The sequence below is a fragment of the Micromonospora sp. NPDC049801 genome (assembly GCF_040656575.1).
Taxonomy (GTDB): Bacteria; Actinomycetota; Actinomycetes; order Mycobacteriales; family Micromonosporaceae; genus Micromonospora.
The window spans coordinates 696571-721756 of record NZ_JBFAMS010000001.1 but is presented as its reverse complement, the minus strand read 5'-3'; the positions used below and the strand labels follow the sequence as shown (position 1 = coordinate 721756).

At 70.6% G+C, this 25186-nt stretch carries 23 protein-coding genes and 1 pseudogene; 11 read left to right on the top strand and 13 right to left on the bottom strand.

Annotated elements, in window-relative coordinates; all coding sequences use genetic code 11:
• The first annotated feature begins 55 nt into the window (after positions 1-55).
• From AB0I89_RS03435 to AB0I89_RS03425, 3 genes are all read left to right on the top strand, one after another.
• Positions 56-466, top strand: a complete 411-nt coding sequence (locus AB0I89_RS03435) for a hypothetical protein (protein WP_357119353.1) — start codon at positions 56-58, stop codon at positions 464-466.
• Positions 463-2958: an FxSxx-COOH system tetratricopeptide repeat protein gene (gene fxsT, locus AB0I89_RS03430; protein WP_357119350.1), complete on the top strand. Its 2496-nt coding sequence runs from the start codon at positions 463-465 to the stop codon at positions 2956-2958. Before AB0I89_RS03435 ends, fxsT begins: the two co-directional genes overlap by 4 nt.
• Before the next feature lie 72 nt (positions 2959-3030).
• Positions 3031-3492 carry a hypothetical protein gene (locus AB0I89_RS03425; RefSeq protein ID WP_357119347.1) on the top strand — a complete coding sequence of 154 codons (462 nt, stop codon included), beginning with the start codon at positions 3031-3033 and terminating at the stop codon, positions 3490-3492.
• 16 nt (positions 3493-3508) lie between these two features.
• On the opposite strand, the gene AB0I89_RS03420 is transcribed toward AB0I89_RS03425, so the two are convergent.
• The 3 genes from AB0I89_RS03420 to AB0I89_RS03410 form a co-directional block, all read right to left on the bottom strand.
• Complete coding sequence (locus AB0I89_RS03420) at positions 3509-4045, bottom strand: GNAT family N-acetyltransferase (protein WP_357119344.1); 537 nt, start codon at positions 4043-4045, stop codon at positions 3509-3511.
• Between the two features lie 403 nt (positions 4046-4448).
• Entirely contained in the window at positions 4449-5057 is a 609-nt protein-coding gene (locus AB0I89_RS03415) for a peptidoglycan-binding domain-containing protein (RefSeq protein WP_357119341.1), read from the bottom strand.
• A 47-nt stretch (positions 5058-5104) separates the two neighbouring features.
• Entirely contained in the window at positions 5105-5824 is a 720-nt protein-coding gene (locus AB0I89_RS03410; protein WP_357119338.1) for an SDR family oxidoreductase, read from the bottom strand.
• A gap of 126 nt (positions 5825-5950) precedes the next feature.
• Here AB0I89_RS03410 and AB0I89_RS03405 point away from each other — a divergent pair, with 126 nt between their 5' ends.
• Positions 5951-6838, top strand: a complete 888-nt coding sequence (locus tag AB0I89_RS03405; protein ID WP_357119335.1) for a LysR substrate-binding domain-containing protein — start codon at positions 5951-5953, stop codon at positions 6836-6838.
• 13 nt (positions 6839-6851) lie between these two features.
• Entirely contained in the window at positions 6852-7292 is a 441-nt protein-coding gene (locus tag AB0I89_RS03400; RefSeq protein WP_357119332.1) for a VOC family protein, read from the top strand.
• An 82-nt stretch (positions 7293-7374) separates the two neighbouring features.
• On the opposite strand, the gene AB0I89_RS03395 is transcribed toward AB0I89_RS03400, so the two are convergent.
• Positions 7375-10722 carry a GH92 family glycosyl hydrolase gene (locus tag AB0I89_RS03395; RefSeq protein ID WP_357119329.1) on the bottom strand — a complete coding sequence of 1116 codons (3348 nt, stop codon included), beginning with the start codon at positions 10720-10722 and terminating at the stop codon, positions 7375-7377.
• Positions 10723-10948: 226 nt separating this feature from the next.
• Here AB0I89_RS03395 and AB0I89_RS03390 point away from each other — a divergent pair, with 226 nt between their 5' ends.
• Complete coding sequence (locus AB0I89_RS03390) at positions 10949-11389, top strand: GNAT family N-acetyltransferase (RefSeq protein ID WP_357119326.1); 441 nt, start codon at positions 10949-10951, stop codon at positions 11387-11389.
• Here the strand turns inward: AB0I89_RS03390 and AB0I89_RS03385 are convergent.
• On the bottom strand, positions 11386-12294 hold the full coding sequence (locus AB0I89_RS03385; RefSeq protein WP_357119323.1) for an NAD-dependent epimerase/dehydratase family protein: 909 nt from the start codon (positions 12292-12294) through the stop codon (positions 11386-11388). The two genes, AB0I89_RS03390 and AB0I89_RS03385, sit on opposite strands and share 4 nt — an antisense overlap.
• 104 nt (positions 12295-12398) lie before the next feature.
• On the opposite strand from AB0I89_RS03385, the gene AB0I89_RS03380 reads away from it, so the two are divergent.
• Both AB0I89_RS03380 and AB0I89_RS03375 read left to right on the top strand, forming a co-directional pair.
• On the top strand, positions 12399-12827 hold the full coding sequence (locus tag AB0I89_RS03380) for a VOC family protein (RefSeq protein WP_357119320.1): 429 nt from the start codon (positions 12399-12401) through the stop codon (positions 12825-12827).
• 69 nt (positions 12828-12896) lie between these two features.
• Positions 12897-13481, top strand: coding sequence for a hypothetical protein (locus AB0I89_RS03375; protein WP_357119317.1), 585 nt, complete (start codon positions 12897-12899; stop codon positions 13479-13481).
• 255 nt (positions 13482-13736) lie between these two features.
• Here AB0I89_RS03375 and AB0I89_RS03370 read toward each other — a convergent pair whose 3' ends face one another.
• The 3 genes and pseudogenes from AB0I89_RS03370 to AB0I89_RS03360 all read right to left on the bottom strand — a co-directional run bounded on the left by AB0I89_RS03370 (position 13737) and on the right by AB0I89_RS03360 (position 19028).
• A complete protein-coding gene (locus AB0I89_RS03370) occupies positions 13737-16568 on the bottom strand; it encodes a PQQ-dependent sugar dehydrogenase (protein WP_357119314.1) in 2832 nt (943 codons plus the stop codon).
• 606 nt (positions 16569-17174) lie between these two features.
• Positions 17175-17891: pseudogene (locus AB0I89_RS03365) on the bottom strand (ThuA domain-containing protein); the annotation flags it as partial.
• Positions 17892-18284: 393 nt separating this feature from the next.
• Positions 18285-19028 carry a methyltransferase domain-containing protein gene (locus AB0I89_RS03360; RefSeq protein WP_357119311.1) on the bottom strand — a complete coding sequence of 248 codons (744 nt, stop codon included), beginning with the start codon at positions 19026-19028 and terminating at the stop codon, positions 18285-18287.
• Positions 19029-19132: 104 nt separating this feature from the next.
• On the opposite strand from AB0I89_RS03360, the gene mug reads away from it, so the two are divergent.
• Positions 19133-19726, top strand: a complete 594-nt coding sequence (gene mug, locus AB0I89_RS03355; protein ID WP_357119308.1) for a G/U mismatch-specific DNA glycosylase — start codon at positions 19133-19135, stop codon at positions 19724-19726.
• On the opposite strand, the gene AB0I89_RS03350 is transcribed toward mug, so the two are convergent.
• Together AB0I89_RS03350 and AB0I89_RS03345 are read right to left on the bottom strand one after the other, a co-directional pair.
• Positions 19699-20199, bottom strand: coding sequence for an SRPBCC family protein (locus AB0I89_RS03350; protein ID WP_357119305.1), 501 nt, complete (start codon positions 20197-20199; stop codon positions 19699-19701). The two genes, mug and AB0I89_RS03350, sit on opposite strands and share 28 nt — an antisense overlap.
• The gene (locus AB0I89_RS03345; protein WP_357119302.1) at positions 20196-20558 is read right to left on the bottom strand and encodes a metalloregulator ArsR/SmtB family transcription factor; all 363 of its coding nucleotides are present in this window, start codon (positions 20556-20558) and stop codon (positions 20196-20198) included. The genes AB0I89_RS03350 and AB0I89_RS03345 overlap by 4 nt, the downstream gene beginning before the upstream one ends.
• Before the next feature lie 88 nt (positions 20559-20646).
• Between AB0I89_RS03345 and AB0I89_RS03340 the strand changes: the two genes are divergently transcribed.
• A complete protein-coding gene (locus tag AB0I89_RS03340) occupies positions 20647-21747 on the top strand; it encodes an ionic transporter y4hA (protein ID WP_355053005.1) in 1101 nt (366 codons plus the stop codon).
• Positions 21748-21818: 71 nt separating this feature from the next.
• On the opposite strand, the gene AB0I89_RS03335 is transcribed toward AB0I89_RS03340, so the two are convergent.
• The 3 genes from AB0I89_RS03335 to AB0I89_RS03325 all read right to left on the bottom strand — a co-directional run bounded on the left by AB0I89_RS03335 (position 21819) and on the right by AB0I89_RS03325 (position 24035).
• Positions 21819-23072: a sigma-70 family RNA polymerase sigma factor gene (locus tag AB0I89_RS03335; RefSeq protein ID WP_357119299.1), complete on the bottom strand. Its 1254-nt coding sequence runs from the start codon at positions 23070-23072 to the stop codon at positions 21819-21821.
• Positions 23073-23076: 4 nt separating this feature from the next.
• Positions 23077-23469, bottom strand: a complete 393-nt coding sequence (locus tag AB0I89_RS03330) for a YciI family protein (protein ID WP_357119296.1) — start codon at positions 23467-23469, stop codon at positions 23077-23079.
• A 200-nt stretch (positions 23470-23669) separates the two neighbouring features.
• The gene (locus tag AB0I89_RS03325) at positions 23670-24035 is read right to left on the bottom strand and encodes a hypothetical protein (RefSeq protein ID WP_357119293.1); all 366 of its coding nucleotides are present in this window, start codon (positions 24033-24035) and stop codon (positions 23670-23672) included.
• Positions 24036-24375: 340 nt separating this feature from the next.
• Between AB0I89_RS03325 and AB0I89_RS03320 the strand changes: the two genes are divergently transcribed.
• Complete coding sequence (locus AB0I89_RS03320; protein WP_357119291.1) at positions 24376-25119, top strand: neutral zinc metallopeptidase; 744 nt, start codon at positions 24376-24378, stop codon at positions 25117-25119.
• Positions 25120-25186 lie beyond the last annotated feature (67 nt).

Here is a 25186-nt window from a genome sequence, read left to right as displayed (position 1 = left end):
CATCGGTGTGGTACTGATCGAGGTCGCTGGTTGCTGGCTCGGAGGGCGAGGGCTGATGGATCCGGATGTGATTTCGCTGGCTGGTGCGGTGGTGCCGTACGTGGCGGCGGCGGCCGGAGCGTACGGAGCGGGTGTGGTGGCGCGGGTGCAGGAGGTGGCAGCGGACGCGACGGTCGGTCTGGGTGGACGGCTGCTGCGCCGGTTGCTGGGACGGGAGGAGTCAGCCCCGTTGGTGGAGGCAGCGGTACTCGATGTGGCCGAAGATCCGGATGACGAGGATCGATTGGCGGCGTTGCGGTGGCAGATCCGCAAGGCGGTTGCTGCCGATGCGCGGTTGGCCGCCGAGTTGTCGCAGCTGCTGGCGTCGGCGGGGGTGACGATCACGGCGTCGGGTGAGCGGTCTGTCGCCGGCCAGACGATCAGCGGGGTGGTGATCACCGGGGACGGTGGCCAGGTGACTCGATGAGCGACCGGGATGCCCCCGGCCCGGGGGAGCCTGGTGAGGTGAGCGCCGAGGGCCGTCGGTCGATCGCGGCGGGGGAGATCAGCGGGCTCGCCATCACGGGGGACGACGCGAAGGTCGACGCGCGGCGCATCGAGCTGCACCGGGCGTCGACGGCGCCCGACACTGGGAAGCGGTTGCACAACCTGCCCAAGCCGTCGACGCGGCTGTTCGTGGGCCGGCAGGACGAGTTGACCGCATTGGAGGCGGTGATGTCCGCCGGTAGCGGGGTGATCTGCCAGGCGGTGCATGGCCTGGGTGGGGTGGGCAAGACCGAGTTGGCGTTGCAGTACGCCCACCAGCGGCGTGATCGGTACCCGGTGCGGTGGTGGGTGACCGCTGACAGCCCGGCGGCGATCGAGAATGGCTTGGCGGCGTTGACGGCCCGGATGAACCCGGAACTGATGCTGACGGCGACCGTCGCGGAGGCCGCGAGATGGGCCGTCGGTTGGTTGCAGAACCAGTCGGGCTGGTTGCTCGTGCTGGACAACGTGGAGCAGCGCTCACATGTCGAGCCGTTGTTGGCGCAGCTCGACACCGGGCACCTGTTGATCACCACGCGGCGCAACGTGAACTGGGAGGCGCTTGTCGACGGGTGTCTACGCCTGGACATGCTGGATCGCGAGTCCGCGGTGCGGCTGTTGCTGGAGCCGGGGGAGCAGCGGGATGTGTTGGCGGCGGCGGTGTTGGCCGACGAGTTGGGGTACCTGCCATTGGCGTTGCAGCAGGCGGCGGGCTACCTGAGGCAGACGCGCCTGCCGGTGTCGGTATACCTGGATCGGCTACGGGCGCAGCCGTCCGAGGTGTTGAACACCATCGCCGAGGGGGACCAGGCGGAGCGCGCGGTGGCCCAGGTGTGGCTCCTCACCCTCGACCAGCTACGCGAAGTCCGGCCGGCAGCGATCGACCTGCTGCGGATACTGTCGTGCTACGCGCCCGACGACGTCCCACGATCGATCTTGGCTGGTTATGCCGAGCAGGCCGGTGCTGTCGACCAGGCGTTGGCGGCGTTGGCGTCGTACAACCTGGTCACACTCACGCAGACGACCGTCAGCATGCACCGACTCGTGCAGACGGTGGTCCGCAGCCAGGCGCAGACGCAGGTTGACCACCACGACGAGCCCACCAATCCTGACGAGTCGTTGTGGCAGCAAGTCCTCGACCGCGCATTGGCTCTGCTCGACCGAGCCCGCCCACCAGGCAACCCCGCACAAGACGTCGACATCTGGCCGCAGTGGAGGGCATTTGTTCCACACGTCGACGCGCTCGATCACCACATGCCCGAGGACAGCGTCAATTTGACCCTCGCGTACCTGCTGGGCCAGGTCGCGTTCTATCACTACACGCAGGCGAGGTACGGCCAGGCTCTACAGGCTGAGGAGCGGGTGCTGAGGATCAGTGAGGCGGCGTTGCCGGCGGGGCATCCGGACATCGCGCTGAGGCTGGACAATCTCGCGTCCACGTTGGTGGCTCTGGGACGGGCGGGCGAGTCGCTGCCGTTGCGACTGCGCGCGTTGGAGATCAGTGAGGCGGCGTTGCGGGCGGGCCACCCCACAGTCGCGCTCCGACTCGACAACCTGGCGTACACGTTGGGGGCTCTGGGGCGGGCGGGGGAGGCGTTGCCGTTGCAGCGGCGGGCGTTGGAGATCAGTGAGGCGGCGTTGCCGGCGGGGCATCCGGACATCGCGCTCAGGTTGGACAACTTGGCGGGCACCTTGCGGGCGCTGGGGCAGGTGGAGGAGGCGCTGTCGCTGCGGCGGCGGGCGTTGGAGATCAGTGAGGCGGCGTTGCCGGCGGGGCACCCCATCATTGCCACCAGATTGGACAACCTGGCGTACACGTTGGGGGCTCTGGGGCGGGCCGGGGAGGCGTTGCCGTTGCAGCGGCGGGCGTTGGAGATCAGTGAGGCGGCGTTGCCGGCAGGGCACCCGGACATCGCCCTCCGACTGAACAACCTGGCGGGAACCTTGGGGGATCTGGGCCAAGCGGAGGAGGCGTTGCCGTTGCAGCGGCGGGCGTTGGAGATCAGTGAGGCGGCCTTGCCGGCCGAACACCCCGACATAGCGACCCGGTTGAACAACCTGGCGGGCACGTTGGTGGATCTGGGGCAGGCGGAGGAGGCGCTGCCGCTGCGGTGCCGGGCGTTGGAAATTAGTGAGGCGGCGTTGCCGGCGGGGCATCCCACGATCGCGGTCCGATTGGACACCTTGGCGTACACGTTGGGGACTCTGGGGCGGGCGGGGGAGGCGTTGCCGTTGCAGCGGCGGGCGTTGGAGATCAGTGAGGCGGCGTTGCCGGCGGGGCATCCCACGATCGCGCTCCGGTTGCACAACCTGGCGTACACGTTGAGTGCTCTGGGGCTGGTGGAGGAGGCGCTGCCGTTGCAGCGGCGAGCGGCCGAGATCAACGTGGAGATTCAGCGTAGGAGATCCAGTGCGGACGACGTCGCTGGATGACGGTCACGTCGCACTCTGATCGAGAATTGCCGCCGTCGAGGGACTGCGCTCGGTGCCGCTAGAGTTCGCGCCGTGAATCTCGTGATCGATGAGAGCAGCCGCCAGGTACGCGAGTTCGTGTGCCAGTGCTGCGACACGCAGGCGGACCGGACCTGGGCCAACATCTACGAGGGCGACACCGCCTTCGCTGTCTACTTCGCGAGCTGCTATCACCACAACGGGGTTCACGAGGCCTGGATCGATGCCATCTTAGGGACGTGGGGCCAGGATCGCGTGGACGACCACATCACGTTCGGCTGCCGGGTCGGTCCCGTGGTCGGTTCCCCGGACCCTGCCGCGACGCTCGTGAACGGTGGCGAGGTGGGCGGCGACAGTCCGATCTTCGGGCGCAAGCTCAGCCGGGAAGAGGGGCTGAGTCATCCGAGGATCGCTGAGTTCTGGCAGGTCGTTGACGTGATCCTGGAACGGGACGACCTCGTGCGTCGCCACGTGTACGGGCCGGTCGCGCCGGACGGTGCGCGGCCCGGGCAGTAGCCCGCGACGTCGACGGTCAGGGGTTCTCGTTGACCGACGGGTCGGCGTCAGCCGAGGCGCCGTCGGCGAGCTGGGCGACCATGGTGTCGGCGTCGTCGAGCGACTCGACCGTGTGGAAGCCTTCGCTCGCGTAGAGCTTCGCGGCGAAGTTGGCCCGCTCCACGCTCAACGACACCGCCCGTAGGCCGCGCTCGGCTCCGACGGACAGCACCGCGCGTACGAGCGCCCGGCCCACGCCGCGATTGCGCCAGGAGTCCACCACCCCGAGGGTCAGCTCGGGCACGTCGTCACTGACGTACCCGTAGCCCGGGTCGCCGGCGGTCAGGTGTCGGCACCAGGCCGCGCCGATCGGCCGATCAGCCGGATCCACGGCGACGACCCCGAAGTCTCCCGGTCGCATCCATCCGGCGATGTAGTGGGCCAGCTCGGGTTTCGTCAGGATCTCCTCGCGTGACCAGTTGCGCTCGGGCAGCCAGTTGACGGCCTGCACGAGCATGTCGACCAGGAAACCGTCGTCTGCCGGCGTGGCGGTACGGATGTTGAACGTCGTCACCGCCGCAGCTTCCCATACGGGATCGAGGCGAGAGGCCGGGGCAGCGCCCGGTGGGCGCAGCGTCCACTGTCACGGGCGTGATCGTGCGTACGCGTTGGATAGGGTCACGCCCCGGCCGGCGACCTGCCGTCTGCCCGAGGGGCGCAACCCCGTTGACGGGTTGCGGTCCGTGGGTGGTTGCGCGGGCCATCCCGCCTGCCATCGACCCGGGCAAGCCGAGCAGACCACCGCCCGACCCGCCAGCGTCCGAACGTGCGTCAAAGCCATCCTGACGTGGCGGACCGGGCGGAGGCCCGCTCCCCGGAAAGGCGGGTCGACGGCATACGGGATGACAACAGCTACCGTAGCGCGCTGCTCTCAACCAACGGATTGTCCAGGAAAGAGAACCTGGAGCAAGTGCCGGTTAACAGCCAGCCGTTGACGAATAGGAGGCTGGCCGCCAAGCTCCGTTGAGATATAGGTGATAGGTGCTGTCGATGCGACGGAACCACGCCCCACCGTTAATGCCGCGATCATAGTCGATATACGTGTCGGTTGTGCCCAACTTGAGAAAGTCGTCAGCTCGCCCCATGGTTTGAGGGCCGGCGGCGCCATCTATCGGTAGATGATAACGCGACTGGAAGGCTTCGGTTGCCGACTTTGTCATAGGTCCGAAGGCGCAGTCGACAGAGCCCGAATAGAGCCCCTCTCCCTTGAGGACCTGCTGCCAGAGGCCCGTGGCCAGACTGTATGAGTGAGAGGTGGTGCTGAGTATTCCCTCGTCCCCCCAGTCGTCATTGATCGAGTCAATCCCCTTGATGTAACCTTGTGAAACAGATGCGTTGGCGGGCGATACGAAGGCAGTCATGCCGCCAGTCAGAGCAACAATCGTGGCCGCAGCGCTTGCGAACGATCTCAACTTCATGCGAGTTGCCTCCGTTGGTGTTGGGCATTCCCGGTGAATGCTGGATTGGGGTAAATGCTTTCCTGCTCCGACATGCGCGGAATAATCAAGCACGTCAGTGGGGGTCATCGGGTGCCTGTCCTGGCATGGCGAGAGGGAGGCGAAGCGCGCCGTTCTCAGGCGAGCAGGGTGCCGCCGTCCACGGTGACCAGCGTGCCGGTGGCGTACGTCGACCGCAGGAGGTAGACGAACGCTTCGGCGACCTCCTCGGGCTCGCCCACGCGGCCGAGGGGCAGTGACGCGCTGAGATGGGCGTACATCTGCTCTCGGGTGTCGTCGGGCAGCGAGTCCCACAGCGGTGAGCGGATGACGCCGGCGGAGACGGCGTTGACCCGGATCGGCGCCAGTTCGACGGCGAGCGAGCGGACCAGCGCGTCGATCGCTCCGGTGATGCCGGCGACCACCGACCAGCCCGCCTTCGGCCGGTGATTGGCGGTGCCGGTGGTGAGGGTGATCGACCCGCCGGGCCGCAGGTACGGGAGCGCCGCGTGGACCGCCGTCAGCGAACCGAAGTAGCGCAGGTTGAAGGCGGTACGGGCGGCGGCGAGGTCGAGGGCGTCGACGGACATCAGCGCGAGCGGTTCGCCGGCGGTGTAGACGAGGTGGTCGAACGGGCCGAGCCCCTGGAACAGGCGCGTCACGTCGGCCGGGTCGGCGAGGTCGGCGACGTACCCCTGGGTGCCGGCCGGCAGGGCGGCGAGGGCGCGGTCCACGCTGTGCCGGTTGCGCGAGGCGACCACGACCTGGGCGCCCTCCTGGGCGGCCCGGGCGGCGGTCGCGAGCCCGATTCCCGAGGTGCCGCCCAGGACGACGACGCGCTGGTCGGTGAGGGTCATGATGGTCCTTCCGGATCGTTCGGCTGACGCTCACTACGGTGCGTCGGCACTGATGCTCACGTCCAAGACCTCTTTGAGCTGCTGTGATGCCCGACGGGTATCGTGAGTGCTGGACGGGAGGGTCGGATGGACGTCGATCTGCGTAAGCTCCGCTACTTCGTGGCCGTGGCCGAGGAGCTGCACTTCGGCCGGGCGGCCGCGCGGCTGCACATCGCCCAGCCGGTCCTGTCGCGGCAGATCCGGGCGTTCGAGCGCGAACTCCGCGCCGAGCTTTTCGTTCGGGATCGCCGCTCCACCGTGCTGACCGAGGCCGGTCGTCAACTGTTGGCCGACGCCGGTCCGCTTCTGGCCTCGGCCGAGGCCCTGGGTCGGCGGGTGCAGCGGGCGGCGCACGGCCGGCCGACGTTCACCATCGCGTTCATGCCGGGCATCATCGTCACGGCCGAGGCCCGTGCCATCGCTCAGCTGCACCCCGAACTGGCTGTCGGTGTCGTCCGCACCTCCCGGGACGACCAGGCCGAGGTGCTCCGCGAGGGGCGCGCCGACGTCGGCTACGTGCGGCTTCCGGTCGACCAGCGGGGCCTGCGCCTCCGCCCGCTGTTCACCGAACCCCGCGTCGTGGTCCTGCCCGGCGAACATCATCTGGCCGGCAAGGAGTCGGTCGACCTCGCCGAGTTGGCCCAGGAGCGCCTGCTTCAGGACCCGGACGCGGTGCCGGAGTGGCGGGACCTGCCGAATCGTCCGACGGACCCGGAGCCCCGCCCCCGGCCGGTGCTGACCTCCGTCGAGGAGAAGCTGGAGCACGTCGCCGCAGGGGCCGGGGTGGTGATCCTGCCGCTGTCGATCGCGAGGTTCTATACCAGGCCGGACGTCGTCCACGTGCCCGTCGGCGACCTCGCTGACAACCAGGTGTGCCTGGCCTGGGCCGAGAACAACCGGTCACCGCTGGTGCGGGAGTTCGTCGACATCGCCGCGCGGCAGGCCGGCGACGTCGGTCCCGGCGACCACACGTAGAGGAGGAACCAGCATGGCGATCCGGCGGATGGACAACGTCCTCATCGTGGTCGAGGACCTCGACGCGGTCATCGCGTTCTTCGTCGAACTCGGCTTGGAGGTGGAGGGCCGGGGACCGGTCGAGGGGCGCTGGGTGGAGCGTGTCATCGGCATCGACGACGTGCGGCAGGAGGTCGCGATGCTGCGTACCCCGGACGGTCACGGCAAGGTCGAGCTGGCGATGTTCCACGCGCCGAAGGCCGTTCGGCACGAGCCGGAGGACGCGCCGGCGAACACCGTCGGCATTCGCCGGATCATGTTCGCCGTGGACGACGTCGAGGACACGATTGCCCGGCTGCGCCGCCACGGGGCGGAACTGGTCGGGGAGGTGCAGCGGTACGAGGACATCTTCCTGCTCTGCTACGTCCGCGGCCCCGAGGGCATCGTCGTCGGGTTGGCCGAGGAGCTGCGCTGAGCGCCACCGCGCGGCGTGCAGCTGGCGCGTACCAATGAGGGCCTGCTCCGCCGAGTGGCGGAGCAGGCCCTCGTGTCTCGCGTCAGTCCGTCGCCACCCCGAAGAGGTGGATGACGCCGCCCTCGGCGGTGGTGGGCAGCGTCAGGCTCGCGAGCCGCTTGCCCGGCTGCAGGTCGATCGGGGTCGTCGCGAAGACGTACGTCGCCACCGGCTCGACCCCCGAGCCCATCTTGTCGCGGTACGTGGTGTGCACCGCCGTCACGTTGCCGAACGACGGCTGGTCGGACCCGCCGCCCAGCGTCCAGTCGCTGAAGCCGACCGTCGCCTGCTGCGTCGTACCGTCGGTGTACGTCAGCGTCACCGTGCCGCTGGTGGCACCGAACGCGGCGCTGCCCAGCAGGCTCAGCTTCGTGTCACCCTCCGCCGCCTGGACGCTGAGCACCTGACCGCCGCCGCCGACCAGGATGTTGTCCGGGTCGCCGGGGGCCACGTTCGGCCAGGTGAAGTCGAACCCGTTGGCCGACACGGTGGATCCCGGCTTCACCCCGACGGCTTCGAGCGCCGTTGCGGAGTAGCTCCAGCCGCCGGTGTCGAAGTTGGCCTGCGGATTGGTGTCGTCGGCCGAGATGCCGTTGTTGTTGAGGTTCCACAGCACGCTGTCCCGCACGGCGACCGTCACGGGGATGGTGACGGTGGGCAGTGCCGTACCGGAGGTGGTGGTGGCGGTCACCGTCAGGGCGTAGGCGCCGGGCTTGAGGTCGGCCGGCGCGGAGACGGTGAGCTCCCTGCTGCCCAACCCGTCGCCGGCCAGTCTGAACTCGCCCTGCCTGGGCGTGACGGTCAGGCCGGCGGGCGCGCTGACCTTCCAGCGCGCGGTGGTGGCAGCCTCGGTCAATGCCTGGATCTTGTACGTCGTCGCCGAGGTGCTGCCCGGCTCCACCTTCAGCGTCTGCGGGCTCGCGCCCGTCAGGTACGGCCGCCGGCCGTCGCCGTACGAGGGCGGGGCGTCGGCGGGGGAGCTGCCCCACTTGGTGTTCGGCTTGTCGCCGAGTACGAAGGAGACGGTGCCGCCCTTGTTGACGAGGGTGTCGGGGACCCAGCTCCGGGTCGACGTCCTACCGTTGACCTTGACCGACTGGATGTACGTGTTCTGGGCCGACGCGGCCGGGGCGTCGACGGTGATCCGGCGGCCGGGTCCGGCGTCGATCACCGCGCGCCGAAAGAGCGGCGCGGTGAGCACCAGGTCGGCCCGGCTCGGGTTCTGCGGGTACATGCCCAGCGCGGAGAAGACGTACCACGACGACATGGTGCCGGCGTCGTCGTTGCCCGGGATGCCGCCGGGGGTGTTGCCCCAGAGCTGGTCCATCACCGCGCGGACCGTCTGCTGGGTCTTGTCGGCAGCGCCGAAGTAGTTGTAGAGGTAGGGCGCGTTCATGTCCGGTTCGTTCGTGGGGTCGTACCGGGTGAGGTCGCGGGCCGAGAAGTCGAAGGCGCCGTCCGGCGTACGGAAGAAGGCGTCGAGGCGCTGCTCGGCCACCTTGTTGCCGCCCATGGCGCGGGCCAGGCCGGCGACGTCGGAGTAGACCATCCAGGTGTAGCGGGCACTGCTGCCCTCGACGAACCCGCTCTCGGTCGCGGGCTGGAAGTCGCGCTCCGCCCAGGTGCCGTCGGCCTTGCGGGAGCGGGGGTAGCCGCCCTGCGCGGTGGCGGTCAGGTCGAAGACGTTGCTCCAGGTGCCCGACCGCTTGCGGAAAATCCGCTCGTTCGCCTGGTCGCCGACCTGCCCGGCGAGCTCGGCGAGCGCGGAGTCGGCAACCGCGTCCTCCATCGTCTCGGCCGCGCCGCCCCAGCAGGAGCAGCCGTCAGCGGGGACGTAGCCCAACTCCAGGTACTTGTCGAGGGCGGGACGCTGACCGACGCACGCCACGTTGCAACCGGCGCTGTCGGAGTCGTTGGCGTTCGGCACCGTCGCCGCGGTGATCAGCGACCGGAGAGCGCCCTTGACGTCGAAGTCCCGGCCGCCGAAGGCGTGGATGCCGGCGATCGCCGGGGCCGACGGGTCGCCGGACATGACGCTCGTCTTGCCGTGCTGGAGCAGCCAGCGGTCCCACTCGCCGCCCCGCTGGGTGGCGTAGTTGAACAACGACTGCGCATAGTCGCTGCCCGCCTTCGGGTTGACCAGCGTCATCAGCTGCACCTGGGCGCGGTACTGGTCCCAGCCGGAGAAGGTGCCGTACTGCGCGTCCTGGCCCTTGGTGAGCCGGTGCGGCGTGCCGTCGGCGCCGAGGTAGCGGCCGTCGACGTCACTGGTCAGGGTGGGTTCGAGCATGGAGTGGTACAGCGCCGTGTAGAAGGTGCTGAGCTGGTCGTTGGTGCCGCCGCCGACCTTGATCTTGCTCAGCTCGCGCTGCCAGGCCGCCGTGGCCTCCGACCGGACCGCGTCGAAGCTCTTCTGCCGTGGGTTCTCAGCCCGCAGGTTGGCCTCGGCGTTGTCCAGGCTGACGTACGAGATGGCGACCTTCACGCCGACGGTCGTGGTGCCCTGGGCGAAGGTGACGTACGCGCCGGACCCCTTGCCCGGCACGGGGTTGCCCGCGTCGAGGCCGGTGCCGCCGGTCGCCGTCGTGGCGTCCGGCGTCCGGGTGCCGTCCTGCCACGTGCCGACCTTGGCGAAGGGCTGGTCGAAGTGGGCGGTGAAGTGCAGCGTGTACAGGGACTTGCGGTTGTTCTCGCTGTGCGGGCCGCAGAAGTTGCCGGCGGTGACCGAGCCGGTGACGGTCCGGGCCGCGGCGTCCACCCGTACGGTGGCGTCGGTGCTGCCGGTCTCCGAGTTGGAGGTGCGGAACAGCATGCTGGCGGGCTGGTCGGCCGGGAAGCCGAACCGGCCCGAGCCGGTGCGCGGGGTGGTGGTCAGCTCCGCCGACGCGCCACTGTCGAGGCCCACCCGGTAGTAGCCGGCCCGCGCGGTCTCGTTCTGGTGGGAGAAGCTGCTCGCGTACGTCGCGTCGGAGGTGTCGACGGACGGCGAGGAGTTGACGTCGCCCACGACCGGCATGATCGGGATGTCGCCCGCGCCGCCGTTGCAGCCGACCCCGTTGAGGTGGGTGAGGCTGAAGCCGCGGATCCGGGTCGCGCCGTACTCGTAGCCACCGGGCGCGGGGGTCGAGGTCTGCTTGCCGGCGCTGGTCTGCGGGCTCCAGGCCAGCATCCCGAAGGGGCGGACCGCTCCGGGGTAGGTGTTGCCGAGGTTCGTGGAACCGATCAGCGGGTTGACGTACCCGGCGGGGTCGGTGACCAGGCGGACAGGCGCGGCGGCCGCGGCGGGTGTGCCCGCGGAGACCGCCGCCAGCGCCGCCACGGCCACGGCGGTGGCGGCGGCGAGGGTTCGGCGTTTGGCGGTGTACGCCAGGCGCGCCGATGTGTCTGACACAGTGTTGGCCCTTCGGTTGGCACCGTCTGCACGAAGCTCGGCGGCGGCGACCCGTCACGCGTTCGCACTCCACATCGGAGCCACGCACGGGTTTGACAACGTTGTCTAATCGGCGATGATGCTTCCCCTCCCACCCAGGGCTGTCAAGATCCTGATCGCGATCGGTCACGCGGGGGACGTGCCCGCGCGGACAGCGCTCGCCCATCGTCGCCGCTACGCTGCCGGCATGTTCCGTGCGGCCCGGCCCGACGACTTCGCGCAGATCATCCGCCTCTACCGACAGCTGAACCCGGACGATCCGGTGTTGGACGACGGCACCGACCGGGCGGCCCTCGCGCAGATCCTCCGCTCACCAGGCCTGCGGCTGTTCGTCCTGGAACTGGACGGGATCGTCGTCGCCACCACGTACCTCAACGTGATCCCCAACCTCAGCCGGTCGGCGTCGCCGTACGCGGTGATCGAGAACGTCGTCGTCGAGGAATCGCGGCGAGGTACCGGTCTGGGTCGGCAGATCATGGCCGGCACGCTCCAGGCCGCCTGGGACGCGGGCTGCTACAAGGCGATGCTGATGACCGGCTCGCGGAACCCGGCCACCCACGCCTTCTACCGTGCCTGCGGGTTCTCGGCCGACGTCAAGACGGCGTACCTCGCGCGTCCACCCGGCTAACCGGGGAAGGTCTCGCGCAGCGCGGCGTCCAGCGAACGGCCGGTCGTCGGCTCGATGAACAGCTCGGCGAGCAGAAGGTCGGCGAGGAAGGTCGGGTTGATCCCGGACTCCTTGCGACCGAGCGCCTGCGCCGCGCCGCCCAGCCGCAGCGCCGTCCGCGCCGCGCCGGCCGGCAGCCGGCCGACCCGGCGGCGTCGGCCGACCGCCTCGGCGATGCGCCCGAGCATGTCGTGCCAGGTGAGGTTCTCGTCGGCGACCGGGATGTCCGCGCCGCTGGCGCTCTCGAGGGCGTCGGCCGCGACCTCGGCCACGCTGCGCGCCGAGGCCGCGGCGCTTCCGCCGGTCGGCGCCAGCAAAGGGGTACGAGAGCGCGCCCACCGGTCCAGCGGCCCGGCCCAGTTCGGCAGCCGGTCACCAGCCCGACCGAAGACGAAGGGCAGCTCGAGTACGGCGACCGGCAGGCCCGGGCCGGCGGCGGCACGCCCCTCGCGGGCCTGCTCCAGCCGGCAGCGGATGTACGTGTGCCGCTCACCGAGCCGCCACTGCGGATGGAGCCGGTCGAAGTACGTGTAGTACGAGCCCATGACCACCCCACGGGTGAGGCCCTCGTCGCGGGCGGCGGTGAACAGGCGTACCACCGGATCGACGTTCTCCCGCCGGAACTGCGGGTAGATCGGCTTCGGCAACGGCCGCTGCTCGTCGGTCCGGGTGGCGTACACGACGCCGTCGTGACCGGCGAGCAACGACCGCAGCTCGTCGATCGAGGCGGACCCCACATCGAGCAGGTGGTCGACCCCCGGCTGGGCGGAACGCGCCACCGAGGTCGTGTCGTGACCGCGCTCGCGCAGCACCTCCACGACGTGCGCGCCGATCAAGCCACTGCCACCCACCACGAGAATTCGCACGCTGAATCGTCCACTGTCCAGCGGGGTGTGTGTCAAGTACGGTGCCGCCTGCGGATGCGACGGCAGCGTGGCCCGGCCAGAATGGCGTCCGGAGGTGATCGAGGATGGTCGACCAGGAGAGCGTTCCCCGGCTGACGTCGGTGGTGCTCGACGGCACCGACGCGCGGGAGTTGGCGGAGTTCTACCGGCAGCTCATGGGCTTCGTCTACCGGCCCGGCGACGAGCCACCGGCGGACGGCCGACCCGACGAGCGCGGTCGTGACTGGTTGGTGTTGCGGTCCCCGGATGGTGGCCCGCAGATCGCGGTCCAGCAGGTCGACAGCCTGCCCGAGACGACGTGGCCGAAGAACGATGTGCCACAACAGCTACACCTGGACCTGACCGTGGATTCCGTCGACGAACTGCTGGTCCAACACGAGCGCGTGCTGCGCCTCGGCGGCCGGCTGCGCTACGACCGGATCGAGGACCCCGAAGAGCCGTTGCGCGTGTACGCCGACCCGGCCGGCCACCCGTTCTGCATCATGGTGGGATAGAGGCGTCCGTATCCGTGCGTGACCGACGCGTGACCGTGGCGGGCGCGATCGTTAAGAACGGGGTCGAGGATGCCGGAACCGCGCGCCTTCTGGCTGGACGAGCAGTTCGACCGCGAGCACGGCGCCGACGGCCACGGCCGGTACGAGGCCGAGGTGCTCCGCCGGATCGGTGACTTCGCCGAGACCTGGGGGGACTTCGCGCCGGTCGCGTTCGCCGCGACGGCCTGGCGGGTGGCCAGCGAGCTGTCGCCCGGCTTCGTCCGGTGGCACCGGCGGATCATCTCGGCGACCTGCGAACGCAGCCCGTGGGACGGCAGCATGGTCTGCGCGGTCACCGTGGCCTCCCGCTGGCCCGCGGAGCTGACCTGGAGCAAGCAGTGGCAACGCGACCGTGGGTGGGAGAACTGGCCGCAGTTGTTCGGCCAGTTCACCACGCCCACCGAGCAGGACCGGACGCGCCGCCCGTACCTGCGGGCGCTGCTCCAGGTGGAGGCCCCGCTGCCGCTCGACGGCCTGCCGCCGACACCCGACGGTCCCCACGACAATGTGCCCGCCGCGGCGCGGCGGGCGGTCGTGGTGCTGGCCAGGGAACTCAACGATCTGCTGGCGCCGGTGATCGGGCAACTCGACAGCGGAGTCCCCGCCGACTCGTGACGGCGGGGACCCCTAGGGCCTGCTTCATGAGGACTGGCCGGCCTGCGGCGGGCCCGGACGACGACCGGCAGCGTTGCGGTTTCGTCCGGATACCGGTGTTGTATCCGGACGAAACCGCGCCTTGCCGGATCGCCGCCCGGACTCCGCCTCGGCTCGACCGCCCTTATGAAACAGGCCCTTGTCGACGCGGCGCGTCGGCAGTCGATGGTGCGGTGGGCCCGGCCCGGTCACCGAACGGGCCGGGCCCACCACGTGTCAGCCGGTGGTCAGGTAGAACTTCTCCCAGGCTCCGGCGGACGTCCGGTTGGCGATCAGAGACCCGGCCCCGGAGTTCTCCGCGCACACGAACTGGTTGTTGATCGTGGCGCGCAGACTGACCGTCCCGTCCGAGTTGTTGACGATCTGGAAGGTCTGCGCCGCCCCGATCGACGTGCCGGTGGCGACCAACGGTGCGGTAGTGCTCGTGGCCGAGACGTAGAGCCCGTTGGAGCGCGACTTCAGGGCGATGTTGCCGTTGCCGGCGTCCACCCGGTCGAACTGCTCGGTGCTGCCGACGCTGGCCTTGTTGGCGATCAGCGCGGTGGTGCCGACCGCCGACACGTACTGGTTGTTGATCTGCGCCCGTAGCGTGGTCACCGGCGTGCTGCCACCGGTGCCGGTGGTGAAGGTGAACGCGTCCACGTCGAACAGGTAGCCCGACCCGCCCTTGAACACCAGGTACAGGGTGGTCGACGCGCTGGGCGGGTTGCTGATCGTGCCGGACACCTCGGTGAAGGTCTCCCAGTTGCCGGTCACCGGCACCGTGACGGTGCCCAGCAGGGTGCCGGTTGCCGACCCGGTCCGCACCTCGATCGTGCCGCCGGCCCCGGCCGACGACGCCCGCACGGTGATGCGGTTCGCGCCGGTCAGGTTGTACGGCGTGTACGAGATCCAGTCGTTGTTCTCGATGAACCCGGCCGTGCGGCCACCCTCGGCGCTGGTGTGGTCGGTGGCCTGGACGCCCGACTGGCCGCCGAAGTGCTCACCCTGGCGGTGCTTCGGTTGCAGCGTCCGGATGCTGTGCGTGGTCAGCCCGCCGTTGTCGGTGTAGGCGGCGTCGAAGACCCCGTAGATGTTCGCCGCGGAGTCGTGCTCGCCGTCCGTCGGGACGGTGATCGAGCCGCTGCACCCGTTCTTCGAGGTGATCTGGTGGGCGTGACTGTCGTGGCCCAGCGCGTACGTCAGGCTCACCTTGGAACAGTCGATGGTGCCGTCCTGCGGGTCGCTCACGCTGATCTGGTACGAGATGGTGTCACCGAAGTTGAACAGCTGCCCGTCGGCGGGCGAGGTGAGCGTCACCGTCGGCGCGGTGTTGCCCACGGTGACGACCAGGCTCGCCGTACCGGTCAGCCCGGTCGGGTCGGTGACCTTCAACGTGGGGGAGTACGTGCCGTTGGTGGTGTACGTCTTCGTGGGGTTCGCCGCCGTCGACGTGGTGCCGTCACCGAACGTCCACAGGTAGCTCAGCGCCCCACCCTCGGGGTCGGAGCTGCCCGCCGAGGAGAAGTTCACCGTCAACGGGTTGGCCCCGGACGTCGGGTTCGCCGAGGCGACCGCGATGGGGTTGCGGTTGCCGCCGCCGATGTACTCGATCCGGAAGAGCGCCTGGTTGTTCGAGCCGGTGCCGTAGTCCAGCACGTACAGCGCGCCGTCCGGGCCGAAGGCCATGTCCATGACCTGCGTGCCGGACCACGGGAAGCTGGAGATCTCTCCCCGCGAGCCGTCGGCGTTGATGGCGATGGGCTTGATCCAGCGGCGACCGTACTCACCGGCGAAGAACAGGCCGTTCAGCGACTGCGGGAACTTGACGCTGGAGTTGAGCGAGGCGTCGTACCGGTACACCGGTCCGGCCATCGGCGACTCGGAGCCGCTGCCGAACTCCGACGGGGAGCCGGAGTCGCCGGCGTACTTGATCCAGGCCGGCTTCGCCGCGGGCAGGGTCTGCAGGCCGGTGTTGCGGAACGAGTTGTTGGTGGGCCCACCCGTGCAGTTGTACTTCGACTGCGACGGCCCGGACGGGAAGGTGTATTCGTTGTATGTTTCGTTGCTGGTGTTGCTGCCGGTGCAGTACGGCCAGCCGTAGTTGCCGGGGGCGGTGATCCGGTTGAACTCGACCTGACCCTGCGGGCCCCGGCTCGAGTTGGTGCTTCCCGCGTCCGGGCCGTAGTCGCCGACGTAGACGACGCCGGTCGCCTTGTCCACGCTCATCCGGAACGGGTTGCGCATACCCATCGCGTAGATCTCGGGACGGGTGTTGGCCGTGCCGGGCGCGAACAGGTTGCCCGACGGGATGGTGTACGTCCCGTCCGCCTGCGGCGTGATCCGCAGCACCTTGCCCCGCAGGTCGTTCGTGTTGCCGGCGGAGCGCTGGGCGTCGAACTGCGGGTTGCGGTTGGTCCGCTCGTCCAGCGGCGCGTAGCCCGACGACTCGAACGGGTTGGTGTCGTCACCGGTGGTCAGGTACAGGTTGCCGGCGGCGTCGAAGTCCAGGTCACCGCCGACGTGGCAGCACTGCCCACGGTCGTTGGCGACCTGGAGCACGATCTTCTCGCTGCTCAGGTTGAGCGTGTCGTCGCTGTTGAGGGTGAACCGGGACAGCCGCAGGTGTCCCTTCCACCGGTCCCAGTCGGACTGCGAGCCGGTGGTGGGCGCGTCCCCGGACGGGGTGCTCAGCGTGGGCGAGTAGTACAGGTAGATCCACCGGTTGGTGGCGAAGCCGGGGTCGACGGCGACGCCCTGCAACCCCTCCTCGTCGTGGGTGTAGACCGACAGGGTGCCGGAGGTCTTGGTGTTGCCGGCCACGTCGGTCACCCGCAGGACGCCGTTGCGGGCGGTGTGCAGCACCGAGCGGTTGGGCAGGACGGCCAGCGACATGGCCTCGCCCAGCTCGGCGGAGCCGGTGGCGAGTTTGATCTGTTGGTAGTCACTGGCGGGAATCACCACCGCCTGCGCGGCGGGGGAGTTGGCGGCCACGGCCAGGGTCACACTCGCGACGGTGGTGACCGCCGCGACGAGTGCCCGGGACCAGCGCCGGGATTTCGAAAGCATGATCGTCCTTCCTCGACGACCAGGGCCGGGGCGTGCTGGGGCGCACCACGACCAGGTGTGGGTGGCGGGGTGTGGGTCGTGGTGCGGTCAGTTGGTGGTGACGAGGTCGAACTTCTCCCACTGACCGATGGAGGTCCGGTTGGCGATCAGCGGGGAGGAGCCTCCGTTGTCGGCGGCCACGTACCGGCTGTTCACCGTGGCCCGCAGGCTCACCGTGCCGTCGGAGTTGCGGATCAGCTGGAACGTCTCCCACGCGCCGGCGGTGGCCCGGTTGGCGATCAGCGCGGAGGCCCCGGCGTTCTCCGCCGCGACGAACTGCCCGTTGCTCTTGGCCTTCAGCGCGACGTTGCCGTTGGCGAGGTTGACCAGTTCGAACCGCTCACTGGTGCCGACGGACGTCTTGTTGGCGATCAGCGGGGTGCTGGCGTTGGCCGCGCTGACGTACTGGTTGTTGGCGCGGGCCCGCAGGGTCGAACCGGCGACGGCGGGCGGCGGGGTGGTCGGCGGAGCCGTCGTGGGCGGCGGGGTGGTCGGCGGCGGGGTGGTCGGCGGCGCGGTGGTCGGCGGGGCCGTGGTCGGCGGCGGGGTGGTCGGGTTCGTCCCCGGCGAGCAGTTGGCGCTCACCGAACCAGCGGCGACCTGCAGGCCACCGAGCAGCATCCGGGTGAAGTTCGGGTCGGTGTACGACGCCTCGGTGTGCCCGAGACCCGTGTACCAGGCCCGTCCGCCGCCGTACGCCTTGCACCAGGTGATCGGGTGGTCGCCGTTCATGTTGCCGCCGCTGTAGGACGACTCGTCGAGGCTGGCGAGGATCCGTGCGGTGGACCGGGGGTTGGTGCGGTAGTTGTACCACTCGTCGGAGCGGACCCAGGTGGCGCCGAGGTGCGCGGTCGAGGGGTTGCTCCGGTCCTCGATCTTCACGGTCGCGGTCTGGATCGCCGGGTGCGAGTCGAACCACGCCCCGACCAACTGCCCGTACCACGGCCAGCTGTACTCGGTGTCCGCGGCCGCGTGCACGCCGACGTATCCGCCGCCAGCGGCGATGTACTGCTCGAAGGCGGTCTGCTGGCTGGAGTTGAGCACATCGCCGGTCGTCGACATGAAGACCACCGCCTGGTACTGGGCCAGGTTGGAGGTGGTGAACTGGTTGGCGTCCTCGGTGGCGGTCACGCTGAAGCCGTTGGCAGCGCCGAGCTGCTGGATGGCCGCGATGCCGTTGGGGATGGCCGAGTGCCGGAAGCCGGCGGTCTTGCTGAACACCAGGACCTTGGTCAGTGGTGCCGCCGAGGCGGTGGTCGGCAGCGCGACCAGACCGGCCATCATCACGGCCAGGCCGGTGACGAGGGCCAACAGGCGGGGACGGGAACGCATGGTGATGCTCCTTAGCTGAGCGTCGACCCCGCACGGCGCGCGTGGGCGCGTCAGGGGCCATGGTGGCGGTGATGCGGAAGCCGGGCCGCCGATGCTCGGCTGAGGTGATGTGGAGCGGTGGTGATGTGGAGCGGTGGTGATGGTGCCGTGTTGCGGTACACGAGCCAGCCGACGACTCCAACCGGCCAGTGTGGACGGACGGATAGTATCGACTGGTGTCGTTGAGGCAGTAAACCTCCGATGTCTGCGCCCGTCAACCCCACGTGCTGCGGCCTGGGACGCGCGCACGAGCCCGGCATTCGCCGGAGGCGACGTACGCCAGGGCGGTGACCTTGGGCAGAGGTGTCAGCGACCGAGGACCAGGTACGCGAGGCCGAGTACGCCGCGGTAGCCGCCCACGTACTCGCGCAGCCGGTCGTCGAGCTCGGTGCGGACCTGGGCCGCGCGGGGGTCCTCGGGATAGGTCAACAGCCACTCCTGTCGGCCCGCGAGCCAGCTGGACTCGAAGTCGTCCCACTCCCGCTGGTCGGCGGTACTCAGATGCAGCAGCCGCCAGCCTCGCTCACGGGCGGCCTCGACGAGGCCCGCGAGGTCGGTGACGTCCGCACCGAAGATCTCCGCGACCTCCGCGCTGGGATCACGCTGCCAGTACCCCTCGCCGAGCAGCAGCCGCCCACCGGGGCGGACCACGGTGGCGAGGGCGTCGAGGGCCGCTCCGGTGCCCCCGAAGGCGTGCGCCGAGCCGACGCACAGAACCCGGTCGGCCGGCTCCTGCCAGGCGGCGGCCTCGCCCTCCACGAAGGCGACGTGCCGGTTCAGCGATCTCTCGGTGGCGAGCCTGCGGCCCCGGGCGAGGACCGCCTCGTCGGTGTCGACGCCCACGCCCCTCGTCGCGACCGGAGCGGCCACACCGCCGGCGGCGACAGCGCGCAGCAGCAGTTCGCCCCACCCACAGCCCAGGTCCAGCACACGCGCGCCGGGGCGGACGTCGAGGCGGCGCAGCAGCAGGGCCGCGTGCTCCTCCGACAGGGGCGTGTTCCAGCGCATCCGCGCGTAACGGCTGGCGGTCAGGTGGTCGGTGGATTGCATCGGCTCAGGGTGTCAAAGCATGACCATCGGCGCGCACCGGGTCCGTGCGTCGCCGTCGTCGGCAAGCGGGGACGGGCGTCGGCGCGTACGGCAGGATCGGTGTCATGGACGCGGACGTGTCACCGCCGTGGCGGCCGCCGACCCGCCACGAGGTCGCGGCGGCGGCCGGTCGCGGCCTGGTGGATGTCATCGGCCCTGGCCTGCGGGTGCTGTTCTGTGGGTTCAACCCGGGGCTCTACTCGGCGGCGGTGGGGGAGCACTTCGCCCGGCGGGGCAGCCGCTTCTGGCCGGCCCTGCACGGCGCGGGCTTCACCGACCGGGAACTGCGCCCGTGGGAGCGCGCCGAACTGCTCCGGCAGGGGCTGGGCCTCACCAGCCTCAGCAACCGGGCCACGGCCCGGGCCGACGAGCTGACCGCCGCCGAGCTGGTCGCCGGGGTGACCGGGCTGGCGGTCAAGGTCGAGCGGCACCGGCCGCGGTGGGTGGCGGTGCTCGGCGTGACCGCGTACCGGATCGCGTTCGTCCGGCCGAAGGCCGCGCTGGGCCCGCAGCCGGATCGGATGGGCCCGGCCCGGGTCTGGGTGCTGCCCAACCCCAGCGGCCTGAACGCCCACTTCCCGCTGCCGGCGCTGACGGCCGAGTTCGCCCGACTGCGGCGGGAGGTCGACCCTCAGACCCCGTCGGCCAGCGCCTCGTAGTAGGACCGCATCGCCGGGTGGTACTCGTCGAACTCCGGTCGGGGCGTGCCGTCCCGCGAGGCGACCAGCATGTCGAGGTAGTACTCCCAGCCGGCGCCCACCTCGGCGACGCCGTCGAGGCTGCGCAGGTGCTGGGTGAAGCGCAGCTCGGTCGTGCCGTCGGTCTCGGTCAGCGCGAATCCCAGCAGCCAGTCGCCGTGATCGTCGACCATCGACACGGCCAGGCGACGAGGCGGTTCGCACTCCTCGACGCGTACGTCGCACCAGGGCTGCTGCTCCTCGTACGCCATCTGGACGCGGATGGTGTTGCCGGGCCGGGCGTCGCCCTCCCACGGGCCGAACCAGCGGGCGGTGCGCTCCGGGTCCGTCAGGCTCGCCCACACGTCCGCCGCCGGGGCGCGGAAGGTGCGGGTGAGGACGAGGTCGTGGCCGGTGGCGGTGCGGAACAGGCGGCCAGCGGGGGTCCGGGTCATGCGGTGTGCTCCGTTCGATGGGCGGCCGGGCCGCGGGTGCGGCGTTCCCGGCGGGTCCGATAGACCTCGGTCTCGAGGGCGTCGAGGCGCTGCTCCCACTCCTCCGGCGCGGCGAGCCCGCCGAGCCAGTCGACGAGCGGGGCGAGCGGGGCGGGATCGAGGCGGTAGATCCTGGTGCGGCCGACCAGCTCGTCGCGGACCAGCCCGCTCTCGCGGAGCACCCGCAGATGGCGGCTGACCGCCGGGCGGCTGATGGCGAACCGTTGGGCGATCTCGCCAGCGGTCAGCGGCGCGTCACGCAGCATGCTCAGGATGCGCCGCCGTACCGGGTCCGCGATCGCCGCGGCCACCTCGTCCACGCCGGAAGCGTAACCTATGGGTTACGGATTACGCCACGAGGCGCATCGATGGTGGGCACATGATCATGTGACCTGGCACTCTTGACGCATGCCAGCCCAGCTTCGATCCCGCCTGCTCGATTGGACCGTCGCCGTACCCGTGCTCGCGGTGCTGGTGTTGCTCGTGACGTGGGGGCGAGATCTCCCCGGCCCGGTCGTCGTGGTGGTCGCCGCGCTACTGGGCGGCGCGGTGCTCGCGGCCGTGCACCACGCCGAGGTGGTGGCACACCGGGTGGGGGAGCCGTACGGCTCGCTGGTGCTCGCCGTCGCGGTCACCGTCATCGAGGTGGCCCTCATCGTCACCCTGATGATCAGCGGCCCGGAGAAGACCCAGTCGCTCGCCCGCGACACCGTCTTCGCCGCCGTCATGATCACGTGTAACGGCATCCTGGGCCTGTCCCTGCTGCTCGGGGCGCTGCGCCGGCGGGTGGCCGTGTTCAACCCCGAGGGCACCGGCGGCGCCCTGGCGACGGTGATCACCCTGGCCACGCTGAGCCTGGTCATCCCGACCTTCACCACCGCCCGGCCCGGCCCGGAGTTCAGCCCGGCCCAGCTCACCTTCGCCGCCGTCGCCTCGCTCGCGCTGTACGGGCTGTTCGTGCTGGTGCAGACCGGCCGGCACCGCGACTACTTCCTGCCGGTCGACACCGAGGGTCGGGTCATCGACGCGGAGGAGCACGCCAAGCCGCCCACCACCCGCGCGGCGCTGGTCAGCCTCGCCCTGCTGCTGGTCGCGCTGGTCGCGGTGGTCGGCGACGCCAAGACCGTCTCACCGACCATCGAGGCCGGCGTGGCGGCCGCCAACCTGCCGCACGCGTTCGTCGGTGTGATCATCGCCCTGCTGGTGCTGCTGCCGGAGACCCTCGCCGCCGCCCGCGCCGCCCGCCGCGACCGCGTACAGATCAGTCTCAACCTCGCCCTCGGCTCCGCGATGGCCAGCATCGGTCTGACCATTCCGGTCATCGCCATCGCCTCGATCTGGCTGGACGGCCCGCTGCTGCTCGGCCTCGGCGGCACCCAGCTCGCGCTGCTGGCCCTCACCGCGGTGACGGCGGTGCTGACCGTCGTACCGGGGCGGGCCAACGTGTTGCAGGGCGGCGTCCACCTCGTGTTGCTGGCCGCGTTCGTCTTCCTCGCCGCCAGCCCCTGACGCCACCGTCCGCCCGGCCCGCCTCGGCTGTGGGCGTTCGGCTGGGGTCGACGCCCGGCCGGGTCGCTACCTCAGCCGGCGGCCGGCGGGTCGTCGACCAGCCGGTCCGCGCGGGCGTTGAGGTAGCGCTGCTGCGCCAGGTTCGTCGAGCGTGCGGCCGCCATCCGGTACGCCTCGCGCGCCGCGGCCCGCTCACCGGTCAGTTCCCACAGGTGGGCGCGGGCGGCCGGCAGCCGCGGATCGTCGGCCAACCGGCCGTCGCCGTCCAGGTGGGCGAGCAGCGCCAGGCCGGCCCGCGCCCCGCGGCTCATCGCCACCGCGACGGCGTGGTTGAGCGCCACCACCGGGTTGTCGGACAGGCCCAGCAGCACCTCGTAGAGGGCGGTGATCTGTGCCCAGTCGGTGGCCGCCGCGCTCGGCGCCTCGTCGTGCACGGCCGCGATGGCCGCCTGGAGCTGGTACGGCCCGACGGGCCCGCGCGGCAGCGCCTCGCCGACCAACGCGACGCCCTCGGCGATCTGGTCGGCCCGCCACCGGGCGCGGTCCTGTTCGGCCATCGGCACCAACTCGCCGTGTGGACCGATCCGCGCCGGCGCGCGGGCGTCGGTGAGCAGCATCAACGCGAGCAGTCCCGTGACCTCGGGGTCGTCGGGCAGCAGCCTTCGCACCAACCGCGTCAGTCGGATCGCCTCGGCGGTCAGGTCGGCGCGCAGCAGCCCCGGCCCGGCGGTACGCGCGTACCCCTCGGTGAACACCAGGTAGAGCACGTGCAGTACCGCGGCGACCCGATCGGCGCGCTCGGTTGCCGTCGGTGGGGCGAACCGGAGGCCGCTGTCGCGGATTCGCTGCTTTCCCCGGCTGATCCGCCGGGTCATGGTCGCCTCCGGCACCAGGAACGCGCGGGCCACCTCCGCGGTGCTCAATCCGCCGACCGCGCGCAGCGTCAGCGCGATCTGCGACGCCGGGGTGAGCGCCGGATGGCAGCACAGGAACAACAGGATGAGCGTGTCGTCGGCGTCCTGGAGTCGGTCGGCGGCCGGCGCGAGCCACTGCTCCGGCAGCATCCACCGGGCCGCCCTCTCCTCCCGCCGCGCCCGCGCCTGGTCGCGCCGGAGCAGGTCGGTGAGCCGCCGGGACGCGACGGTGATCAACCACGCCCGGGGACTGTCCGGTACGCCGTCGCGCGGCCAGGTGTCCGCCGCCGCGATCAACGACTCCTGCACCGCGTCCTCGGCCGTGTCGAAGTGCCCGAAGCGCCGGACGAGCGCGCCGAGGACCTGCGGCGCCAACTCGCGCAGCAGGTCCTCGGCGGGTGTCTCGGGCACGTGCTCAGCCGGCCAGGTCCTCGACGCCCTCGAGCACCGGCCGCACGTCCACGTACGCCCCCGGGGTGTCCGGGTCGACCAGGCCGGCGGCGATCTCGGTGGCCCGGTCGAAGCTGACGCACTCCACGACCGTGTAACCCGCCAGGACCTCCTGCGTCTCCGCGTACGGGCCGTCGGTGACCACGGGCGTCCCGCCCTGCGCCCGTACGCGACGGGCGTGCACGGGCTCGCTCAGGCCCCGCGCGTCGACGAGTTCCCCGGATTCGGCGAGCGCCTGGTGGAACGTCTCCATGTGCTGGTGCATGGCCGCCACCTGCTCAGCCGACATGGCCGGCCGGTCGGAGGGCCGGCCCGACAACGCGTCGTAGTCCCGCTGCGACCCGTAAAGCATGATCATGTATTTCATGGTGGCCTTCCTGTTCCCGGTGCCGCCCCGGCACCGCTCACCAGAAACGTCGAACCCAACCCCACCCCCCGGACATCCCCGCCCCTCCCGCCCGCCCCCGCTTTCGCCCCGTTGATCATGAAGTTATTGCCATCGATGTCGGCGTGTCGGCGCGATAACTTCATGATCAACGGCGGTAGGTGGGTGGGGGGTTATTGACCGTAGGAGAGGCGGAGGCGGTTGTTGATCAGGTAGTTGAGGCGGTGGCGGAGGTAGCCGAGGGTGCTCTCGCTGGGCAGGTCCGGGTCGGGGGTGGTCAGGGTCCAGCGCACCGCGCAGTCACCGCCGGGATGCCCGGGTGAGATGTCGAAACGGATCTCGTCCAGTGGCCGGTGCGGCCACAGCGACGACCACACCAGCAGCACCGGCGCGTACCCCGCCACCACCCGTGGCGGCACCTCGTCGTCGCGCAACTCCAGCCAGGGCCGACTGCCGGCCTCGTACGGGTCCCGCAGCGACCGCCACACGACATGCGCCGGGGCCGGTTGGCTTCGTCGACGGCTGCCGAGCACGTGCACGTCGCCCTCCCGACCGGACGGCCACCTCCGCCCCGGCCCATTCTGGCCCCCCGACCCCGACCCCCACCAGGTGAACCGTCCCCACCCACCCCCACCCGATGGGCCCGGTGATCAAGAGGTTCGCGTCACGACACGCCGCACGGGCTGACGCAAACTTCTTGATCACCGGGGGGAGGGGCGGGGGTCCGGGGGAGGGGGAGGGGGTCCGGGGTGGGAGGGGGAGGGGGTCTGTGCGGGGTGTGAACCGTCCGGGGTGGTTGTGCGTGAATCCGGTGACGGGCGTGGTGGTCGTACCGTCGGGGTATGGCGTGGTGCGGGCGCCGAGGTCTGGGGAGGCACAGTGGGGGCATGGTCGGGACGCGTCGCGCGGGGACCTCTCGTGGGCCTGGTGGTCGTCGCGCTGGTGTCGCTCGCCTGCGCGGGAGGTGGCCTGGCCGAGCCGGAGGGTGAACGTCCAGGGGCGAACCCGCCGGCCGCCTCGCCGGAGCCGAACACCACCCGCGCCGACAGCACCACCACCGTGGCCGAGTTCAAACAGGACGTCGCCGACGCGCAGGCGATCGCGGAGCGCTACTGGGCGGCCCAGTTCAAGGCGTCCGGGCAGCGCTTCACGCCGATCCGGCGGGTCACCCCGTACCAGCGGGCCGGTGAGGTCTCCTGCGGCGGTCAGCCACTGCCGCGCAACAACGCGGTCTACTGCTCGCAGGGCGACTTCATCGCGTACGACGTGGCCTGGTCGGTGGCGGCGTTCCGCGAGGTCGGTGACGCGTTCGTGTTCTACCTGCTCGGTCACGAGTACGCCCACGGCATCCAGGTGCGCCTGGGCATCAACTACAGCTTCACCATCCAGCAGGAGTTGCAGGCCGACTGCATGGCCGGGGCGTACCTCGGCGACTCGGTGCGCGCCGGCGACCTGAAACTCGCCAAGGGCGACCTGGACGAGTTCCGCGAGGGCGTGGCGGCGGTCGGCGACGACCCGGACCAGCCGTGGTTCGCCGAGGGCGCGCACGGCACCGCCGAACAGCGTACCGACAGGTTCTTCCGTGGCTACGAACGCTCGCTGAAGGAGTGCGACCTGAGCTGAGCGGGGTTGCCCCGGTCACCCTCGGAGCCGTTGCCGCCACCGGCGGCGGACCCGGCTGGCAGGATCG

Bases quoted from the DNA above. Each gene is read 5' to 3' on its own strand.
- AB0I89_RS03435 (WP_357119353.1), top strand. From the start codon at position 56: ATGGATCCGGATGTGATTTCGCTGGCTGGTGCGGTGGTGCCGTACGTG.
- mug (WP_357119308.1), top strand. From the start codon at position 19,133: ATGGACGCGGACGTGTCACCGCCGTGGCGGCCGCCGACCCGCCACGAG.
- AB0I89_RS03370 (WP_357119314.1), bottom strand. From the start codon at position 16,568: ATGCTTTCGAAATCCCGGCGCTGGTCCCGGGCACTCGTCGCGGCGGTC.
- AB0I89_RS03400 (WP_357119332.1), top strand. From the start codon at position 6,852: ATGGCGATCCGGCGGATGGACAACGTCCTCATCGTGGTCGAGGACCTC.
- AB0I89_RS03330 (WP_357119296.1), bottom strand. From the start codon at position 23,469: ATGATCATGCTTTACGGGTCGCAGCGGGACTACGACGCGTTGTCGGGC.
- AB0I89_RS03360 (WP_357119311.1), bottom strand. From the start codon at position 19,028: ATGCAATCCACCGACCACCTGACCGCCAGCCGTTACGCGCGGATGCGC.
- AB0I89_RS03375 (WP_357119317.1), top strand. From the start codon at position 12,897: ATGCCGGAACCGCGCGCCTTCTGGCTGGACGAGCAGTTCGACCGCGAG.
- AB0I89_RS03380 (WP_357119320.1), top strand. From the start codon at position 12,399: ATGGTCGACCAGGAGAGCGTTCCCCGGCTGACGTCGGTGGTGCTCGAC.
- fxsT (WP_357119350.1), top strand. From the start codon at position 463: ATGAGCGACCGGGATGCCCCCGGCCCGGGGGAGCCTGGTGAGGTGAGC.
- AB0I89_RS03415 (WP_357119341.1), bottom strand. From the start codon at position 5,057: ATGACCCCCACTGACGTGCTTGATTATTCCGCGCATGTCGGAGCAGGA.
- AB0I89_RS03390 (WP_357119326.1), top strand. From the start codon at position 10,949: ATGTTCCGTGCGGCCCGGCCCGACGACTTCGCGCAGATCATCCGCCTC.
- AB0I89_RS03340 (WP_355053005.1), top strand. From the start codon at position 20,647: ATGCCAGCCCAGCTTCGATCCCGCCTGCTCGATTGGACCGTCGCCGTA.
- AB0I89_RS03405 (WP_357119335.1), top strand. From the start codon at position 5,951: ATGGACGTCGATCTGCGTAAGCTCCGCTACTTCGTGGCCGTGGCCGAG.
- AB0I89_RS03350 (WP_357119305.1), bottom strand. From the start codon at position 20,199: ATGACCCGGACCCCCGCTGGCCGCCTGTTCCGCACCGCCACCGGCCAC.
- AB0I89_RS03410 (WP_357119338.1), bottom strand. From the start codon at position 5,824: ATGACCCTCACCGACCAGCGCGTCGTCGTCCTGGGCGGCACCTCGGGA.